The sequence below is a fragment of the Halobacteriovorax sp. BALOs_7 genome, from assembly GCF_003612895.1.
GTDB classification, from domain to species: Bacteria; Bdellovibrionota; Bacteriovoracia; order Bacteriovoracales; family Bacteriovoracaceae; genus Halobacteriovorax_A; species Halobacteriovorax_A vibrionivorans.
Genome location: NZ_CP027772.1, coordinates 1,160,033 through 1,174,798, shown reverse-complemented (window position 1 = coordinate 1,174,798; position 14,766 = coordinate 1,160,033). Strand labels below are relative to the sequence as shown.

The 14,766-nt window shown below is 35.2% G+C and carries 14 protein-coding genes; 8 read left to right on the top strand and 6 right to left on the bottom strand.

Translation table 11 applies throughout. From position 1 onward, the window contains the following. Positions 1-87: 87 nt before the first annotated feature. Together thiI and BALOs_RS05815 are read right to left on the bottom strand one after the other, a co-directional pair. Complete coding sequence (gene thiI, locus BALOs_RS05820) at positions 88-1,278, bottom strand: tRNA uracil 4-sulfurtransferase ThiI (protein WP_114706369.1); 1,191 nt, start codon at positions 1,276-1,278, stop codon at positions 88-90. 8 nt (positions 1,279-1,286) lie between these two features. Next, complete coding sequence (locus tag BALOs_RS05815) at positions 1,287-2,387, bottom strand: cysteine desulfurase family protein (RefSeq protein WP_120404575.1); 1,101 nt, start codon at positions 2,385-2,387, stop codon at positions 1,287-1,289. 145 nt (positions 2,388-2,532) lie between these two features. Here BALOs_RS05815 and BALOs_RS05810 point away from each other — a divergent pair, with 145 nt between their 5' ends. After that, on the top strand, positions 2,533-3,015 hold the full coding sequence (locus tag BALOs_RS05810) for a hypothetical protein (RefSeq protein ID WP_114706371.1): 483 nt from the start codon (positions 2,533-2,535) through the stop codon (positions 3,013-3,015). 58 nt (positions 3,016-3,073) lie between these two features. Next, positions 3,074-3,871 carry a phosphatase domain-containing protein gene (locus BALOs_RS05805; protein ID WP_114706372.1) on the top strand — a complete coding sequence of 266 codons (798 nt, stop codon included), beginning with the start codon at positions 3,074-3,076 and terminating at the stop codon, positions 3,869-3,871. Positions 3,872-3,921: 50 nt separating this feature from the next. Here BALOs_RS05805 and BALOs_RS05800 read toward each other — a convergent pair whose 3' ends face one another. Beyond that, positions 3,922-5,481: an AMP-binding protein gene (locus tag BALOs_RS05800; protein WP_120404574.1), complete on the bottom strand. Its 1,560-nt coding sequence runs from the start codon at positions 5,479-5,481 to the stop codon at positions 3,922-3,924. A 47-nt stretch (positions 5,482-5,528) separates the two neighbouring features. On the opposite strand from BALOs_RS05800, the gene BALOs_RS05795 reads away from it, so the two are divergent. After that, positions 5,529-8,192: a PEP/pyruvate-binding domain-containing protein gene (locus BALOs_RS05795; RefSeq protein ID WP_120404573.1), complete on the top strand. Its 2,664-nt coding sequence runs from the start codon at positions 5,529-5,531 to the stop codon at positions 8,190-8,192. Between the two features lie 27 nt (positions 8,193-8,219). Here BALOs_RS05795 and BALOs_RS05790 read toward each other — a convergent pair whose 3' ends face one another. Then, the gene (locus BALOs_RS05790) at positions 8,220-9,257 is read right to left on the bottom strand and encodes a DUF3419 family protein (protein ID WP_120404572.1); all 1,038 of its coding nucleotides are present in this window, start codon (positions 9,255-9,257) and stop codon (positions 8,220-8,222) included. Positions 9,258-9,320: 63 nt separating this feature from the next. On the opposite strand from BALOs_RS05790, the gene BALOs_RS05785 reads away from it, so the two are divergent. Together BALOs_RS05785 and BALOs_RS05780 are read left to right on the top strand one after the other, a co-directional pair. Beyond that, complete coding sequence (locus tag BALOs_RS05785) at positions 9,321-10,256, top strand: hypothetical protein (RefSeq protein ID WP_114706376.1); 936 nt, start codon at positions 9,321-9,323, stop codon at positions 10,254-10,256. Continuing rightward, a complete protein-coding gene (locus tag BALOs_RS05780) occupies positions 10,246-11,160 on the top strand; it encodes a GNAT family N-acetyltransferase (RefSeq protein ID WP_120404571.1) in 915 nt (304 codons plus the stop codon). Before BALOs_RS05785 ends, BALOs_RS05780 begins: the two co-directional genes overlap by 11 nt. On the opposite strand, the gene BALOs_RS05775 is transcribed toward BALOs_RS05780, so the two are convergent. Next, complete coding sequence (locus BALOs_RS05775; protein ID WP_162929573.1) at positions 11,161-11,661, bottom strand: hypothetical protein; 501 nt, start codon at positions 11,659-11,661, stop codon at positions 11,161-11,163. Positions 11,662-11,992: 331 nt separating this feature from the next. On the opposite strand from BALOs_RS05775, the gene BALOs_RS05770 reads away from it, so the two are divergent. From BALOs_RS05770 to BALOs_RS05760, 3 genes are all read left to right on the top strand, one after another. Further along, positions 11,993-12,919, top strand: a complete 927-nt coding sequence (locus BALOs_RS05770) for a site-specific integrase (RefSeq protein ID WP_162929572.1) — start codon at positions 11,993-11,995, stop codon at positions 12,917-12,919. 203 nt (positions 12,920-13,122) lie between these two features. Continuing rightward, the gene (locus BALOs_RS05765; RefSeq protein ID WP_120404568.1) at positions 13,123-13,626 is read left to right on the top strand and encodes a hypothetical protein; all 504 of its coding nucleotides are present in this window, start codon (positions 13,123-13,125) and stop codon (positions 13,624-13,626) included. Beyond that, positions 13,623-14,303, top strand: a complete 681-nt coding sequence (locus BALOs_RS05760; RefSeq protein ID WP_120404567.1) for a hypothetical protein — start codon at positions 13,623-13,625, stop codon at positions 14,301-14,303. Before BALOs_RS05765 ends, BALOs_RS05760 begins: the two co-directional genes overlap by 4 nt. Here the strand turns inward: BALOs_RS05760 and BALOs_RS15175 are convergent. After that, positions 14,221-14,574, bottom strand: a complete 354-nt coding sequence (locus BALOs_RS15175) for a hypothetical protein (RefSeq protein ID WP_162929571.1) — start codon at positions 14,572-14,574, stop codon at positions 14,221-14,223. The two genes, BALOs_RS05760 and BALOs_RS15175, sit on opposite strands and share 83 nt — an antisense overlap. Between the last annotated feature and the right edge of the window lie 192 nt (positions 14,575-14,766).

Genomic DNA, 14,766 nt, shown 5'->3' with positions numbered 1-14,766 from the left:
GTAGTTCCTAACCTCTATTTTAAAGCTTCTTATTAGTTTATGAAAGGACAATATATCGGGAATAAATTACTCGCCCATTAGCGAATGTCATTTTTGTGTAAAGTTCCCTTCAATGTCATAGCGATACACTTCAGCATTATTGACACAATCTCTAATCAGTTGATGCATATCGTGTTCTTCCATAAATTCCATAAAGTATTTTATATCTGCTTTAATAACTGGGTGCTTTGGCGCAAACATAGAACACGCATCATCATGTGGAATAATCGATGTCTCGAAAGTTCCAATTTCTTTTGCATAAGAGATAATATCAATTTTATTCATACCTACTAAAGGCCTAAGCGTTAACATCGGACAAGAACGATCAAGTACACTCATATTATGAATTGTTTGACTCGAAACTTGAGCAAGCGCATCTCCCATAACGAGAGCATTTGCCTTTACTCTCCTTGCTAGATAGGCCGATGCATCCATCATTAACTTTCTAAAAAATAATGTGCGGTAATCTTCTTTACAATGTTTTGCAAGATAGTTTTGAATATCACCAAAAGGAAGGACATAGAGCTTGATTCCATCATTTTGAAAACGAGATAGACTCTTACCAAGTTCAATAATCTTATCTTTTACTTCTTCACCCACATAAGGATAGGCCCAGAAAAATGCGAAAGTTTGTCTCATTCCACGTCGTGCCATCATATATGAAGCAACAGGAGAATCAATCCCACCAGAAAGAAGAGTCACGCCGTGACCACTTGTTCCAACAGGAAGTCCACCAACACAAGGAATCTTCTCCCATGACAGATAGATTTCTTCATTCATGATTTTTATATCAACCATGATATCTGGATTGCGAACATCAACTTTAAGATCAGTATTTTTTAATAAGGCCGTGGCCATGTAGCGATTAATTTCATCACTATTTTTAGGAAATTGCTTTAATGCTCTTTTAGTATGAACTTTAAATGTTTTTACATTTTCAAGGGCACCAATTTCTTTAACGGCCAGCTCACAAACATAATCAAGATCAAGTGGACAGCTTCTCATTGGAGTAACAGAACTTAACCCTGGAACCCAACGAAGACGATCAATTAGCTCATCGCTAAATGGCTCCTCACTTTCTACAACAAGTCTTTGTTGATTATTCTTTAATTTCCAACTCGTGTGATGAAACTTACTAAAGATTGGTGAAAGATTTGATTGCAGCTTACGATAGTAATTCTTGCGATTCTTTCCCTTTAGCCATAATTCATCAACAGTTAAAATTAAACTCTTATACATATTTAGTCCTACTTAATTAAAAAACCAATTTCATCTATCACTTGCTTAAATCCATCTAACATTGCATCCACCTCTTCTTTCGTCGTGGACTTACCTAATGAGATACGAAGGATATTCTTATGATATTTCTCATCAATACCAAGGCCTACAAATAAAGGATTCTTTCCCTTTATCTTTGCCGAACATGCAGTTGAAGAAGAGATCATAATTTGCTTCATTTCTAAATGGCGCATTAGAACATCACTTGCAATACCTGCAAATTGAACACACAAAATATAAGGAGAAGTCTTACGCTCTTCAAATGGATAACTGATATTATTGTGAAAAGAAGCTAGCTTCGTTTTTATTTCTTCTTTTAGCTCACTAACTCGGGCCATATTCTTATCTAAGTCAGCAAAGGAAAGCTCGCATGCTTTAGCAAGCGCTAAGATAAGTGAAGTCGCTGGAGTTGAAGCTCGTAGCCCCTTTTCGTGTCCACCACCTCGTAAGTAGCGCTTTAGTTTTTCACTTAGACTTGAGCGATAAATTAGCCCAGCGATACCGCGAGGACCTCCCATTTTATGGGCCCCGAAGGATACAAAATCAATTTGTGAATTCTTAAGAGTGAATGGAACTTTACCAAAGCCTTGAGTGGCATCAACATGAACAAGACAACTCTTATTCTTCTCTTTTATTTTTTGGGTAATTGACTCTACATCAAATAATTGTCCAGACTGAGAATTGACAAGGCTTATGCAAACGAGCTTTGTCGTGTCATTAACGGCATCAACAATTTCATCTATTGATCTTAGGCCTTCACCACCATCAATAACCTTAGTAACAGATGGATGATCTCCAGCAAGGTAGACAATCCCATCCTCAATACTTCTAATAACCTGGTTATTTGACTCCGTAGCAGAAGAAGTAAAAATGATTTCAAATTGTCCCTCTCCAGAAAGTCCTAAACCTTTTAAGATTTCTTGGCGGGCATTTTCGATTTTTTTAGCGCAGGCCTTTCCAGCTGCGTGCTTGGCCGCAGGATTTGGGTAATCTAATTCAAAACTCTTAGATAGCACTTCCACAACTTCTGGATAAAGCTTTGTGGAGGCCGCGTGATCGAAATAATACATAAGATGCCTTATAACACGAAATAAAAACTAAGTACCCTAAATAACGATATTTTTAGACACTGTCCATAAAATAAACGGCCTAAGGCCCTGAAACCCCGTCTCATCACCCCTGTGAAATTGGCATCGTCGTTGCATCTTATTTAGTATGAAAATACGTTACTTCTTACTCATATTAATTGGAGTCTACCACTTTAGTTCAAACGCTTCACAAGCGGCACTGGCAAGTCGTTATCTCTACAATACGCAAGCAAATCTTGAGGAGTTCTCAAGGCTTACTTCACGCGGAATGGGAACATTAGCAAAGAGAAGTCTCTCAAATGGAGAGCAGTATTTAGAGCAGCTTAACCTCATGAAGAATGAGTTAAATCGAGACCAATTAAAGCTATTAAAAGAGCTAGAAAGTGAATTATTAGAAAAGAAGAAACTTACCACAGAAACAATTAGTACCTGTGATTACCGAAATATTGAGCACTTTAAAGAATTAGAAAGATTAAAGGAGCTTAAGGCCCGCGGCGAGATTCTAAGCTTTAACGGACATAAAAAACTCTATATTTTAAAGACCCTAGAGGTGCGAAATTGTAAGCAATTTGCCACTTGGATGGAAAACTTTAACGAAATCTCTGTATAATGTTCAAAAATTAGCTGTGCGTCATGATTTTGAGGATTTAATTTCCTAACATCAAATCATGAAGAAACTTATTCAAAATTCGATACTTACACTTCTTATTTCCACTTTCTCAACTGCAGGGCTTGCAGCTGAGACAATCCTAATTTCTGATATCGACGATACAATTAAAATTGGTCATATCAGAGATAAGATCGATACCGTAAAGAATGCATTCAAGGTCAATAATATCTTTCTAGGAATGGCAGATCTTTATCATATAATTAAGGATCGAACAGGAGCAGAAGTTTACTATCTTACAAATGCTCCAGAAGAATTAATGAAGTGGTCTCACTCAACTCTTTTATATCTTGGTGACTTTCCACAAGGAAGTCTTGAGATTAGGCCAATTAAGGTATCAACTAAAGTATTTAAAGCACAAAGGCTAAGAGAATTAATTGAAAGAGAAGATCCGAAAAATGTAATTCTAGTTGGTGATAACGGAGAGCATGACAATACTTTCTATCACGATATTGCTCAAGAGTATCCAGAAGTTAAATTCTATACGTATATTAGAGCTGCATACCACTTTGACGAGAGCAATGCTCTTTATCCAGACCAAAGAAGTTTTGTGACACCATTTGAAATTGCAGACAATCTGTATCAAAGAGATGTCATTGAAAAAAGAGACTCTCAGGAACTTCTTGATCTCCACCTAAAAGACTTTATGAGAGAAACAAATGTAGATGATGATGGACCAATGTACATACCAGCATGGCTTCGTTGTCGTGGACACAAAAGAAGTTTCTGGTCGATCTTTAGAAGTACTCTACCGAGTAAGCTAACAAAGAAAATTAATTATATCTGTAATAAATATTAGTCCTGTGAGCAGGGACTAAAATAGTGATTCGAAGCTTTTTATCCATTTCCTTATAAGAAGCTTCGAATCTCATTTCGATTAACTCTTGAAAAGTGTCTCGTATCAACAGGAACTTCTCCAAAACGAATCTCAACATTTCCTAAGTTCCACTTGGCAATAAATTCACCTACAGCGTCTTTTAAGCTCTCCTGTCCCTCGACAAGACATAAGACCTTTGCATCAACTTGAACAAATGCAACACGAGAGATTCCATCAACTTTGGCCAATTCATTTTCAAGGTGAAATGTAGGAATTAATTTTCCATCTATCTTCAGGCAATCTTTTAATCTTCCTAAGAGATAAATTTTATTATCTTTAAGATAACCCACATCCCCAGTTAAATGCCAAAGAGTCCCGTTCTCATCTCTATGCTTTGTGGTTTTATTTGCTGGATGATTATCAATATATTCTTTAATTACATGGGGCCCACTTAAACATATCTCACCCCACTGCACATCTTGATTAAAATCAAAGGCATTATCAACTTCTTTAATTTCTACATCTAAAACATCGATGACTTGTCCGAGTCTAAGCCCCACTCCATCATTGTTAATATACTCATCAATAGGAGTGAAACTTATAGGCTCCACTTCAGTTGAGCCATAAATGATATGGATTTCAACTTGTGAAGAAGCTGACTTAAAGGCATTTAAGACAATACTTGCATCCTTTGTCGTTATCTCTGCCCCACCAATGATAATACTTCTAAGGCTTGGAATTCTTATCTCATTTTCACTTATGTATTTGGCAAGTTTTTTAATGATCATAGGAGTGGCACTAAAGCGCGTAACACCATATTGATTCATTTGTTTTACAACTCTTTCAGGTTCAAACTCTCTAATTTTTCTAAAGTCCATATCAGGAAAGATTGTGGTTATTCCAAGTCCTAAATTCTGCAGAACAAGAGTTGGAAAAAATGGCATATCCACTTCATCGTCTTTGTGAAGCCAAAAATATTCAGATACTATTTTTTGGGATAAAAAGATATCAAGACTTCGATTTGCGGCCTTTGGCCTTCCTGTTGAGCCACTTGTAAAAGAAATAAGAACCGCAGCATCTGATTGGAGAGGAACTTGTTTAAACTCCAATGTTGGATCTTCTTTTATCTTAGTTAATTGAGTTGAAAAAAGACAAATTTGATCAAAAGTAAAACGCTTCATCTTCCAAAGAGCTGGTAGAAAAGGTGTCCACTTGAGAAGCTCTTTTACTGAAATGATTGCCTGTGCATTAGCATCCACGAGGACCTGCTTTAACTTCTCTTTAGGCATTGTAGAATCAACAGACACCACAACTAGTCCCAAATAAAAAATAGCACACATGAGTTGATAGAGTTCCAGTCGAAGAGGCATAATAACAATTATGCGATCCCCTTTCTTTAGGCCTTGAGACTCTAGTGTCTTGATCCATGCTCCAACTTCTTTCATGAAGTCTTCATAATTAAGATCTTGGCCTTGATAAACAAGACAGCGCTTATTTAACTGAGAGCGAAAATGCTCGTCTAAATAATGGCAGCCATTTATTGGTATCCCCGAGTACCCCAGAGTTTTCCTTATATCCTCAATTTTTTTCATATGATAATATTAAATGAAATCTATTAAAAAGTAATGTTGGGTAGGAAATGTATCTATTAACGAAATCGCAAGCATTGCTTGCAACAACGAATGACATTGGTGGAAAGGCTTTTAATTTAGCTAAACTTGAGAAGTGTAAAGTACAGACCCCTGATTGGTTTTGTCTCTCTACTCATTATTTTCAAACATTGATTGACAAAAATGATAAGCTAAAGAGTCTTATTGATGATTATACAAGATTAGAAAATCTCGACTCACTAAAGCAATTGATCGCGGCCATTCATAGTGAAATTGATAAATGTGAAATTGATATAATTGAAGATGTCATGGCCCATGTTAATGGAGAGCTCCACTACGCTATAAGAAGTTCTGCAGCAGATGAAGATGGAAGTCATTTCTCATTTGCAGGACAACTGGAGTCATTCCTCTACGTCCAAGGTAAAGATAGAATCGCTCAGGCCATTCGAAACTGCTTTAAAAGTAACTTTTCACTAACTGCACTTACATATCGATTTAAGAATAATATTCATCATACAACACCCAAGATGGCCGTTATCATTCAAGAAATGATTGATCCTCAAAAGTCGGGTGTTCTCTTTACTGCAAACCCTATAAATGGGCACAGAGATGAAATGCTAATTTCAGCAAACTTCGGTCAAGGTGAAGGTGTTGTAAGTGGTGAATGTAATACTGATGAATTCACTATTGATGATCGCGACGTGATTAAAAGTGAAATTAGAGAAAAAGATTTCAAGATCATCGCTGACTTCGAAAATAAGACCACAAAGAAAATCGATGTAGAAAAAGATGAAGTTAAATCACCGGTCTTATCTCATGATGAAATAAGAGCAATTAGAGAACTTGCCTTTTCTATCCTTAAAATTAAAAAGAAGCCTCAAGATATAGAGTTTTGTATTCAAGATGGTGAAATCTACATAGTACAAACAAGAGATATTACCTCTTTACCTATGGATAAAAGACATGAATTTATGAATGTCTTTGATAACTCAAATATTCAAGAATCTTTTAATGGTGTTACAACTCCCCTTACTTTCTCATATGCATCTAAAATGTACTTCAAGGTTTATCATCAACTTCTAGGTCTAACGGGGCTAAGCGAGAAAGAACTAAAGAAACACGAAAAACGACATAAGAATATGATTGCGCTTATCAATGGGCGCGTCTTTTATAATATTCAATCATGGTACAAAGGTCTTTTGCTACTTCCATCTTTTAAACAATCAAAAGGTGATATGGAAAAGATGATGGGAATTACAGATCCAGTCGACTTTATCGAAGATAAGGACCTTTCATTTTCCCAGCGCATGGCCATGATACCAAATATGATTAAATCTTTTGGTAGCCTACTGTGGTATTTTTCTAAAATAGATAAGGTCGTTGCTGATTTTATGGATGGCTTCTACGAAGTATATAATAAAATCGACTTTTCAAAGCTTAATCGTCTTAATCTTACACAGCTCTACGACCTAACTGAAGAGCTGGATCAGAAAATCACTGAAAAATGGCATGCCCCCCTAATCAATGACTTCTACGTTATGATGATGAATGGAAAGATGTATCGTTGGATGGATAAATTAGGCTATGAAAATCCAGATCTTGTTCTAGGAAATCTCCTCTCTGGTGAGTCTGATATTGCTTCAACACAGCCAACTAAGGAATTACTAAAAATAAGTGATGAGATAAAAAAGTGGGACAATACTCTTATTGATGAATTTCTTAAAATTGATAATAAGAATGTCTTAGACTTTATCTATTTAAATGATAAGAAAGTTCATCAAATGTGCTTAGATTATATTGAGGCCTTTGGTGATCGTACAATTGGAGAATTAAAACTTGAAAGTCTTTCTCTACGTGAAGATCCAAGCTTCTTGATAAATATTTTAAAGAATTATGTCGTTAAAAAGAGCTTAGGATATGAAACCTTCATTGCTGGCGAAGTCGAATTAAGAGAAAGTGAAGAAAAGAAAGTTGCTCCTGTTGTAAAAAAGAAATTATCATTCTTTGCAAGAAAGCGCTTCTATAAGGACCTTGCAAAGCTACGTAAGGCGATTCGCTACCGCGAAAATACAAGACTACTTCGTACAAAATCATTTGGTATTTCCCGTCAAATTTATCGAGAAATGGGAAATCAAATGGCCTCTTTTGAGCTTATTAATTCACCAGAAGATATTTTCTTTTTAACTTTAAGTGAAATTGAAGAATTAAAAGATGCAAGGATTGTGCAAACACGATTAAAAGACTTAATTGAACTTAGAAAGGCCGAGTACGAGTCATATGAAAATGATGAGCCGGGCCATCACTTTAAAACTTTTGGTTTCGTACATGCTGGTAATGACTTTATCTATGAAGGACACACAGAAATCGATCCAGATGGTGCCCTAAAAGGTATTGGTTGCTATCCTGGACAGATCAATGGTGAAGTCGCCCTACTTTTTAAGCCTGATGAAGGAATTGATGTAAATGATAAAATCCTTTGTACAGTTAGAACCGATCCAGGATGGGCCCCGCTCTTTCCTTCGATCAAGGGCCTATTAGTTGAGAAAGGCTCAACTTTATCTCACTCAGCAGTCATTGCAAGAGAGTTAAAGATACCAACAATTGTAGGTATACCAGGCATCACTAAAATTATTGAAAATGGTGATGAAATTGAAATGGATTGTGAAAGAGGAATTGTAAAGATAGTAAAATAAAAAGGACCTAACTAGGTCCTTTTTTTATTATGCGATTCTTCGATAAAGTTTAATATTATAAACACCAACCTTCTCATTTTTAATCTCTGAAGAAAATTGATCTGTAATATCCTCAAAGCCTGCAAGATCAGGCTCAAAGACTCTTAGATAGTAGCGAACACAAATTACTCCACCAACTTTAATTGAAGGCTTGGCCTTTTGAATAAAGTTATTTCCAAGCTCATCATCAAAATAACTTGGAACATCAGAATATGAAAAATAATCATATTGTTTTTCGCCATTTGATAAAGTAGAGACGATATCACCTATTTGATAATGTATTTCAGATTCTTTTACACTTGTTTGAAGGCCATTGAAGCTTCGACACCTAAGAGGTGTATTCGTCAACGTTACTTCTCCAAACAGACATAGACTTAGGAAGAAATTATCCTTTATCAAAGTTGTAGAAAAAAGTCGGGCAAAACGTGAACGATAGAATTTCACATAACTTTCTTTCAAGTTCTTTTTAATAAAATCCCCACTATAAAGTAGAGAATTCATCATGGCCTTATTACCAACAATGGCCAAAACCACCGTCCAGCGTACGCTAAACGAAGTTGAAGTGATGATATATTTCTGCTCTTCTATACTTTGACAATTCTTTAACTGGCGAATTAGCTTGTGGCCAAGAATCTTTCTGGCAAGTTTAGAAAACTTAAGAAAAGTTTTCTCCCAACTTCCGGCCAGGGCAGCAATTTCATTACTATCAAGAATATCGTGAAGCTCAATATTTATTCCAATACTCTTTAAAATCGATGAATCATCGTGATAAGCACGAAGAAAGCTTACTTCATCTAGCTCACAAATGGCCTTCTCATAGGCCCTCGCCCATTCAATCTGAATCTCTGAGACATCGAATAAGTCTAGCTGACAGCCAGTTTGAGGTAATAAATAGAGACCGCGAGGTCCTGCTCCACAAATAGAACCAATGCTCTTGGGCTTCAACTTTTTACAAATATTGGCCTCTAGCTCAATGTCTTCGTTAGCTAATGAATAATTAAGTTTATCAGTAAAATATTTCGCCATAGTCCAATTATAAATGTTTTCATTATATAATGATATTAAGAAAATAAATTCAAATGAGGGTGTATGAGTAAAGACATTAGTCACATTACAATGGAAGATTCGTTTTTAAAGAGATACTTCGCTTGGTCACAGGAAAGATTTCCAATCGATAATGTTATCTCAGGTATCATTACATATTTTGTAATGTCTCGTATCGCACTCTTTCTAACTGATCAAAGTCTCGATTTTGTTGTAATGGATCTTCTTGGAGCCGTTGCTGTAATTGGACACTATTATATTTTAAGAGTCTTTGATGAGCACAAGGACTTTGAAATTGATTGTATCAATCATCCAGAAAGAGCTCTTCAAAGAGGACTTATAAAGCTCTGGCATCTCGATATCATGGCGGCCATCTTCACTGTCATCTGTGTGAGCTTTTCATTATTAATCTCAAATAATTATTTAAGTCTTATTTGCTACGGGATCGTCTATATTTGGTCCGTTCTTATGGCAAAGGAATTCTTTGTTGGAAGCTGGCTTGAAAAAAGACTAACTCTTTATTCTTTCTCTCACATGCTGGTCTCTCCTCTTATCATAATTTGGATCTTTTCAACAAAGTGGCAGGTTCCTCAATTTGAAACTTATTCTATTATTGTTCTCGTCATGGCCTTAACTTCAGGCTTCTCTTACGAAATTACAAGAAAGACAAGAGGCCCAGAAGAAGAAAGTGAAACTCTTGATTCTTATACAAAGATCTACGGTATTGGTGGAAGTGTGCTCATTATCTCAATTATGAATATTATTACACTTGCCTGTTTTCTATATTTCACAACACTTATCCCTAACCTTCGTGGTGTTACTGTAGGAATGGGAATAGCTGGCTTTGCAGCAGCACAGTCAACTCTTTTAAAGTTTTTAAAGAAACCTAGCCTAGATGGAAGAAAGAAGAATGAAAAATCATTTGGACTCTTTGCTCTTCTTCTCTACGTTGCACTACTAGTAGGTATGTATGGAAATTAATTTAGAAGGCCTATCAATTCAACATAAACAGGAATTTGAACTCTTTAAAGACAATGATTCCATCTCAAGCATTGAGCAATTTAGTGATGATGACTCAAGCGCTGTCTTTTTCCTCATTGATAACAAGGCCTATTTTGGATTCTGCCAAGGTAAGCTTAATAATGATTTCATTGATGCTGCCAGGGAATATAAGACCAAGCATCAAAGTGAGAAGATTGTAGGGCCATTAAACTTTTCAACTTATAATACATATCGCTTAAAAGAAAATGAAGACCTTCCCCATCACTTAATGGAGCCGCCATATGAGCCTGAGCTTTATCAATTACTAAAGTCACATGGTGAAATCTTTGAAAGTTATCTAACGTATGAAATTAATGACTTTGAAAAACTCTTAGACTGGTCAAAGCAATTTGATGAAATCGATGATAGTGTCATGAAAGATCAATACACTCTCCAAGTCATTGATACAAAGTACTGGATGGATAATATCGAACGCTTTTATAAAAGTGCAGATCAAGTCTTTGGAGAAAATCTAGCTTATTCAACCCTTTCATTTGAGACTTTTAAAGCAAAGTATGGAGAGCAAGCAGCGGGACTTATCTGTCCATTTACTTCTCGCTGTCTCGTTTCAAAAGACAACCAACAAATAGTGGGAATAATTTTAAACTTCATTGATATCACGGCCGCTGACCGAAAGAGACTTCTTATAAAAACGATGGGAGTTCATCCAGATCATCGCCATATGGGACTAAGCTTTATCTACTTACTTAAAGAAATAATTCCTCAAGTACGTCAAAACTACGACCAGGCATTTCTCTGTCTTATGCGAGAGGGAAATCTACCATCACTTTTTGCTAAGGATATTTCACAAAAGGATCGCCATTATCACTTATTTAGTCTTTGATTAGTCCTTAACTTCAACAAGTTTTTTTGGCCAGAGCCTATAAAGAAAGAATATTAGAAGGCCAACAATTGCCACAAGAAAGCTAATTTTACTTGATACACTTTGTATCGATAGTAAGAACACCCCCACTAGGATACTGATCATAGCAAGACAAAAGCAGAATCGATTCTTACTTTCAGGAATAACACCGACAAATCGTCTTGTGCAATTCCCACAAGTCTGAGGCTTCTTTATTGCATGCATCCAAGAGATTGTGCGCTTGCCGCAACTTGGACAAGGACGAATATTGAAATCCTTAAGTGCGGGCTCTGTCATTTTCAAATCACCATCTAATGTCATCTCAATATCCATACTCTTCTCTTTTGCTCTCTCATTAATAAACTTTTTTAAACAGTAAGTTATTAACTTCAACCAGATCAACGCAGCTATGGTGACAATGAGAAGTAGTAATACTTTCTCTGTATAGCTTCCTACAGGAATGAACCCTTTCAGTTGCGTCATTAAGTAGTTATAAAATTCAATAATCATAAATATTTTGATGTATCCAAAGTAATTCGTATAAGTCGTATCTCTTTTAAAATCTGACTAATTTTCGAAATACACATCTAGTAATATACGACACTTTATCGTTTGATAGTCAAAAAACATGAGCAATATCAGTAACTTAAGAAAGATCATAGTTACAAACGATAAACTACTGTAATCATAGAAGTTACAAACATCAAAATTTTAAGAAAATCCTAAACGATAATTCTTCAACAATAACAAGGGTTTATAAACAAAGCCTTATTCAAGAAAATTTATGTTTAATTATTTATGGCCGGAGGTTTCTATGACAAAATTTAATCAACAATTCTATACTAAATCAGGAATTGAATATATTTCGAAAAACAAGTCACTATATCAATTACAAAACTTTAAAATTAAAACACTTGTAAAAATACACCTGTTTGAATCAAATGAATCAAATTTAAAACAAAGAAAAAACCATCTTTTAGCGTTCCTTAAAGAATTTGGAGATTTGAAAATAAATAGCATCTCAACAGAACTTCTATATTGTTGGTTGATTAAATATCAAAGAGAAAATGATTATAGTGAAAAGAATATGTCTCATATAAAATGTCAGTATAATCACTTTTTTAGATGGTTATTAAAAATGAAAGTGTTAGACTTTAATCCACTTTCAAAAATCAAGTTCAAACAGAACGCTACTCCGAAAAGAGATAGAGTTATTCTATCTCCAAGTGAACTATTTACAATCTTAAGCTCGTTAAAAGCCTATAATACTTACCTTCACAAGTACTTCTATACACTTATTCACACAGGAGCAAGAATGTCAGAGGTATTGAACTTAAAATGGAGCGATATCGATTTTCATACAAATCGATTAACATTTCGTGAGACTAAGAACGGAGAAGACAGAAGCATAGATATGCCTATTGGACTTTTTAATTTATTACAAGACATTGAGAGTAAAAACAATAAAGAGCATGTATTCTTAAACCAAAAAAACTTACCATTTACAAAGCAACAAATACATAGAGCACTGAGAAAGTTTAAGAAATCCTATCCTCTTAATAATAAAGATTGGCGATGCCATGATTTACGACATTCATATGCATATAATTTTCTAAAAAAAGGAGGTGAAATGTATCAATTAAAAGCAATCCTAGGTCATAAATCAATAAAACTCACAATTGATTTATACGGGAGTTTAAAGTCCTATGACATTAAAGATCCTTCACCGTATGATTTTTAATAAAGTAGGAGCTTAACTCCTCTTTTGTCACAGGGTTGTAATCCCTGACTTAAAATTAGATAAATGATATTGTTCAATAAGAAGAAACATCACTTTTATTATAGGTTACATATATTTTATTTGCAAAGTTTTCAAATATTTCAATAAGATACATCACATGTTCGCTGTTCGCAAACAGCAAACAATATGATATAATACTAGATATGAACAATTTAAAGCCACAAGATATAGTAATAGCAATAAAGCTCAACATACTTGAGAATGAGAACTTTAGCATGAGGGATCTCGCTTCCTCACTTAATATAAGCCTGAGTGAAATATCTAGCGGTATTAAGAGATTAGTATTTGCAAATATTGTTGCAAGCAATAAGAAACGAGTTAACAAGTCAGCCTTGTATGAATTTCTAGTCCATGGAATTAAATATGCTTTTCCTACAACATTAGGGCCTATTAAACGAGGAGTACCTACATCGTTTTCAGAAAGCTCATTAAAAAGTTATGTTTCAACGAAAGATACTATTGTTTGGGCCCATGCAGATGGAACGACTAAAGGCATATCGATTGAACCATTATATAGAAGTGTTCCCGAGGCCGTTATGCAAGATAAGCACCTGCATCGATTATTAGCAATTATTGATATGATCAGAGTAGGTAGAGCGAGAGAACAAAAGATTGCGATAGAATTACTTAAAAAAGAGTTATTATGAGTTATGAATCAAATATTGAAATGCTAAAACTTGCACTAGACCTTTTAGAAGAACTAAGTGATGAAGTTGTATTTGTAGGTGGAACAACAACATCGCTATATGTTGACGAGGAAATTAGTGACGACATCAGACCAACTGAAGATGTAGATTGTGTCATTGAAATAGTTAACAAGTCCGACTATAAAGGCTTTGAAGAAAAGCTTTTCAAAAAGGGCTTCAAAAACGATACAAGAAAAGATGCACCTCTGTGTAGATACGTTTACGGTGAACTTCTAACTCTTGATGTAATGCCTGCAAATGAAGAAGTTTTAGGGTTTACTAATGAGTGGTATTTAAAAGGAATTGAGAATAAAGTTACATTAGACTTAGAGAGCTACAAAATTTCAATATTTAGCCTCCCCTACTTTTTAGCTTCAAAGGTATGTGCGTTTAAAGCAAGAGGCTTAGATGATCCAAGACTTTCTTGGGACCTAGAGGATATAACTTTAGTGATAGATGGAATTATTAATTTTCATCTCGACCTCTCAAAAGAGGACTCGAACCTACAGCAGTACTTAAGCAATTTTGCAAAAGAAACAAAAAAAGAGGCGACTATCATAGAAGCAATTGAGTCCTTTCTTGCAAATGACCCCAAACGTATTGAGAGAATCGTGGAACGATTTGATAGCATGCTATAGGGTTGTAATCCCTCGCTCCAAAACGAGTTAATCCTGTATGAATATCATATAGTCCACCAGCGTAAGCAAATGGTTGAAAGCCAGGGTTTGAGTCTGATATGATCTCACCAAACGTATTATAAGTTAGGCTTTGAGCAACTGCTCCTGTTGCAATATCTACAACTTTCAAGACACTTCCTAAGTTATCACTTATTACACGATATATTTTACCAGCTTTTGAGATAAATGCAGGTACATGTGCTTTTTCTCCATAAATATAGGTTTCGAGCACATTCCCCTGAGAATCAACTTTTGCAATTGGATTGAGTTGATCTTGATATAGAAAGCCTTCATAAAACTCTCCATTTACACGCTTACCGATTCGGCGTCCTGTTGGATCAATAATATCAGTAACTTAGTTTTCGTAAAAACTCTGAACACCTATAGTATTAATTTCAAACTCCCCCATGTGAAACGCTCAAAA